The sequence below is a fragment of the Pseudomonas fluorescens genome, assembly GCF_902497895.1.
Lineage (GTDB): Bacteria > Pseudomonadota > Gammaproteobacteria > Pseudomonadales > Pseudomonadaceae > Aquipseudomonas > Aquipseudomonas fluorescens_BP.
The window spans coordinates 1-4149 of sequence record NZ_CABVHQ010000135.1 but is presented as its reverse complement, the minus strand read 5'-3'; the positions used below and the strand labels follow the sequence as shown (position 1 = coordinate 4149).

4 protein-coding genes are annotated in these 4149 nt (G+C 61.6%); 2 read left to right on the top strand and 2 right to left on the bottom strand.

Features of this window, described 5'->3' with window-relative positions; genetic code table 11:
- The coding region (locus tag F8N21_RS29945; RefSeq protein ID WP_150645556.1) for a hypothetical protein at positions 1 to 269 on the bottom strand (269 nt) is incomplete at its 3' end.
- Positions 270 to 593: 324 nt separating this feature from the next.
- Between F8N21_RS29945 and rlmM the strand changes: the two genes are divergently transcribed.
- A complete protein-coding gene (rlmM, locus tag F8N21_RS29940; RefSeq protein WP_150645555.1) occupies positions 594 to 1667 on the top strand; it encodes a 23S rRNA (cytidine(2498)-2'-O)-methyltransferase RlmM in 1074 nt (357 codons plus the stop codon).
- Between the two features lie 360 nt (positions 1668 to 2027).
- Entirely contained in the window at positions 2028 to 2279 is a 252-nt protein-coding gene (gene tusA, locus F8N21_RS29935) for a sulfurtransferase TusA (RefSeq protein WP_150645554.1), read from the top strand.
- On the opposite strand, the gene F8N21_RS29930 is transcribed toward tusA, so the two are convergent.
- Positions 2276 to 3685: an MATE family efflux transporter gene (locus tag F8N21_RS29930; RefSeq protein WP_150645553.1), complete on the bottom strand. Its 1410-nt coding sequence runs from the start codon at positions 3683 to 3685 to the stop codon at positions 2276 to 2278. The two genes, tusA and F8N21_RS29930, sit on opposite strands and share 4 nt — an antisense overlap.
- Positions 3686 to 4149 lie beyond the last annotated feature (464 nt).

Sequence of the window (4149 nt, the reverse complement as noted above, 5' to 3'; positions counted from 1 at the left end):
TCTTGCATCAGCACCCGCGCGGGACGGTACTGGATTTCCCGGTCGGAGCGACGTTCCTTGAGCCAGCCGGCGATGGCCCTGAGGTCGGCGCCGGTAACGGTTTTGTCGTCTTCCCAGCGCAGCAGGTTTTCCAGCAGGACTTTCAGCGACATGGGCAGCTGGTCGAGGTCGCCGAGGGACTTGGCGGCCTCCGGGAGACTGAAGTAGTGATAGGTCTTGGCGTCGACTTCTAATGTTTTAAGGGTTTTCAGGCTATCGAGGGACGGCATTGAATGACTCCTTTTTAGTCCGCACGGCTAGGACGGGACGAGCGGAGCATTAAACCTAGCTCTGTTTGGTGCTTGTGGCTAATAACCGGACTCTATGGGCAGGTCCGGGGTGGCGAACTCGGCTATCATGCGCCGGTTTTCGTGACAGGCTTCGCTTCAGGGCAGGAGCGAGCTGGCTCGCGATGGACGTTAAGGATAACGCGTGTTTTCTGAATACACGCGCCGCTCTTGAGTCCATCGCGAGCAAGCTCGCTCCTGCAGGGTCAGGGCAAGCCTGAGCGTCACGCAGTGGCTGAATTTCTCGCCGACTGCCCAGGAGTATCAATGAACACCCTCTTTATGCATTGCCGGCCGGGCTTCGAAGGCGAAGTCTGCTCCGAGATATCCGAACACGCGGCGCGGCTGAATGTGGCGGGTTATGCCAAGGCCAAGACCAGCAGCGCCTGTGCCGAGTTCGTCTGCACCGAAGACGACGGCGCCGAACGGCTGATGCGCGGCCAGCGTTTCGCCGAGCTGATCTTCCCGCGGCAATGGGCTCGCGGGATGTTTATCGACTTGCCGGAAACCGACCGCATCAGCGTGATCCTCGCGCAGATGGCGGCATTTCCGACCTGCGGCAGTCTGTGGCTGGAGGTGGTGGATACCAATGACGGTAAAGAGCTGTCGAATTTCTGCAAAAAGTTCGAAGGCCCGTTGCGCAAGGCGCTGACCGGTGCCGGCAAGCTGGTGGAAGATGCCGGCAAGCCTCGGTTGCTGCTGACTTTTAAAAGCGGGCGCGAAGTGTTTCTCGGCCTGGCGGAAAGCCACAACTCGGCGATGTGGCCGATGGGCATTCCGCGCCTGAAGTTTCCCCGCGATGCGCCAAGCCGTTCGACCCTGAAACTGGAAGAGGCCTGGCACCACTTTATCCCCCGCGATCAGTGGGACGAGCGCCTGCACAGCGACATGACCGGCGTCGACCTGGGTGCCGCTCCCGGCGGCTGGACCTGGCAGCTGGTGAATCGCGGCATGCTGGTGACCGCCATCGACAACGGCCCGATGGCCGAGAGCCTGATGGACACCGGGCTGGTCCAGCATTTGATGGCTGACGGCTTTACCTTCAAGCCCAAGCAGCCGGTGGACTGGATGGTCTGCGACATCGTCGAGAAACCGGCGCGCAACGCGGCGATGCTGGAGGAATGGATTGGCGAGGGGCATTGCCGCGAAGCGGTGGTCAACCTCAAGCTGCCGATGAAACAGCGCTATGCCGAAGTGAAGCGCTTGCTCGAACGCATCGCCGACGGGTTCAAGGAGCGCGGCATTCGGGTCGAGATCGGCTGCAAGCAGCTGTACCACGACCGTGAAGAAGTGACCTGCCATTTGCGCCGGCTGGATGTGAAGAAACCCAAGTCCCGTTGAACCCCTTGGGATCCGGGCTTGCCCTAATACCAATCGGTTAAGGAATTTCCAGCTTCGGACATTCCTCTAGGTTAAGGAATTTCCGGCTTGGCACATTCTCCCGTAGCAGCTGCCGAGCCTGCGAGGCTGCGTTCGGCTGCGCAGCAGTCGTAAATCCTGCTGCCACGGTTTGTCTGGAATACCGCGGTGCCTGATTTTACGACCGCTTCGCGGCCGAACGCAGCCTCGCAGGCTCGGCAGCTGCTACGTGAGCCGAATTCAGCCTCGTAAAACATCTGGGCAAGGCCGTTCCCACAAACACTACAGATGACTCGAGACCCGGCAATGCGCGACAATGCCGGCAAGTTTCAGGAGTGAATCATGAGTGAAATGCTTGATACGCCGGTAGACGGCACCCTCGACGCCACTGGCCTCAATTGCCCGGAGCCGGTGATGATGCTGCACCAGCACATTCGTGACCTGGTGCCCGGCGGCTTGCTCAAGGTGATCGCCACCGATCCCTCGACCCGGCGCGATATCCCGAAGTTCTGTGTGTTTCTCGACCATGAACTGGTGGCGCAGCAGGAAGAGGCAGGCACCTACCTCTACTGGATTCGCAAGAAGTTGATTTAACCCGCCGAGCGGCTGATGCGGATGCGCTTGCGGGCGCTGCGCGTCAGGCGGATCGACAGCATCAGCGCCGCGCAACTCAAGCCGACGATCAAGCCCTGCCATAGCCCGCTCGGGCCGCTGGGCGTACCGAGCCAGTCGGTCAGGCCGAGGGCGTAACCCACCGGCAAGCCAATCCCCCAGTAGGCGAACAGCGTCAGGATCATCGTCACCCGGGTGTCCTGATAACCGCGCAAGGCGCCAGCCGCAGTCACCTGGATCGCATCCGAGAACTGGAACAGCGCCGAGTAGATGATCAACATCGAGGCCACCTGAATCACTATCGGGTCGGCGGTGTAGATGGTCGCGATGTGCTCGCGCAGCAACAGCATCATGCTCGCCGAGATGCAGGCATAGGCCAGCGCCGTGCCCATCCCGACGCCCGCGGCAAAGCGCGCTTCCCGGGGTGCTTCACGGCCCAGTGCCTGACCGACTCGCACGGTTACCGCCATGCCGAGGGAGTACGGGATCATGAACACCAGCGAGCTGAAGTTCAGGGCGATCTGGTGCCCGGCGACCACGGTGGCGCCGAGGCTGCCGATCAACAGGGCAATCACCGCGAAAATGCTCGACTCGGCGAACACCGCAATGCCGATCGGCAGGCCGATGCTCAGCAGGCGCTTGATCACCGCCCATTGCGGCAGATCGAAACGGCTGAACAGTTGACTCGACTGATAGGCCGGCGCCCAGCGGGTCCAGCCGGCCATGCCGAGCATCATCACCCACATCACGATCGCCGTGGCCCAGCCGCAGCCGACCCCGCCCATGGCCGGCACGCCAAAGTGACCGTAGATGAAGATGTAATTCAGCGGGATATTCAGCGCCAGCCCGCACAGGCCCAGGACCATGCTCGGACGGGTGCGGCCCATGCCGTCGCTGAAGCAGCGCAGTACATGGTACAGCGCGACGGCCGGCAAACCGCTGGCGATCCCGCGCAGGTATTCCATGCACGGGCCGATCAGTTCGGGGTCGACCTTCATGCCATGCAGGATCGGCTCGGCATTGAACAGGATCAGCGTCGCCAGCAAGCCGACCACCAGGGCCAGCCATAATGCCTGACGGACAATCGGGCCGATCTCGCCGTGAGCGCCGGCACCGAAGCGTTGCGCGACCTTAGGGGTGGTTGCCAGCAATGTACCGGTCATCAACAGGAACACCGGCACCCAGATCGAGTTGCCCAGCGCCACCGCCGCCAGATCCCGCGGCCCGACCCGCCCGGCCATCACCGCATCGACGAAGCCCATGGCGGTGGTTGCCAGCTGCGCGATCATGATCGGCAGGGCCAGGCCGAGCAGGCTGCGCAGCTCGAGGCGAATCCGGGCAGGGGGGTTCAGGGAAGTGGCGGTAGGGCGGTCAGTCACGGAATTCACGGGCGAAGCGTCCAAAGGTATTGATGCGCAAGGCGGCGCATTCTACGCCTTGACGCAATGGTCAGGAAAATTCCTGTGTTGGGGATTTGTAAAACTGCCAGCCGACGGTTTGGAGGCCGAAGCAATCTCCAAAGCTTCACAGATCCAATGTGGGAGATTCAATGTGGGAGCGGGCTTGCTCGCGATAGCGGAGTGTCAGTCGACATCAATGTTGAATGTTAAGCACCCATCGCGAGCAAGCCCGCTCCCACATGGGTGTACTCGGTGGGCGTAGGAGCTGGCGCAGCCTGCGATCTTTTGGCGGTTCTGAAGATTGCCCAAGAGCAAGATCAAAAGATCGCAGCCTGCGGCAGCTCCTACGGTGTGCCGGTGTTCCTGATCAGTTGCGGGTGTACTCGGTGGGCGTAGGAGCTGGCGCAGCCTGCGATCTTTTGGCGGTTCTGAAGATTGCCCAAGAGCAAGAT

Bases quoted from the DNA above. Each gene is read 5' to 3' on its own strand.
- rlmM (WP_150645555.1), top strand. From the start codon at position 594: ATGAACACCCTCTTTATGCATTGCCGGCCGGGCTTCGAAGGCGAAGTC.
- tusA (WP_150645554.1), top strand. From the start codon at position 2,028: ATGAGTGAAATGCTTGATACGCCGGTAGACGGCACCCTCGACGCCACT.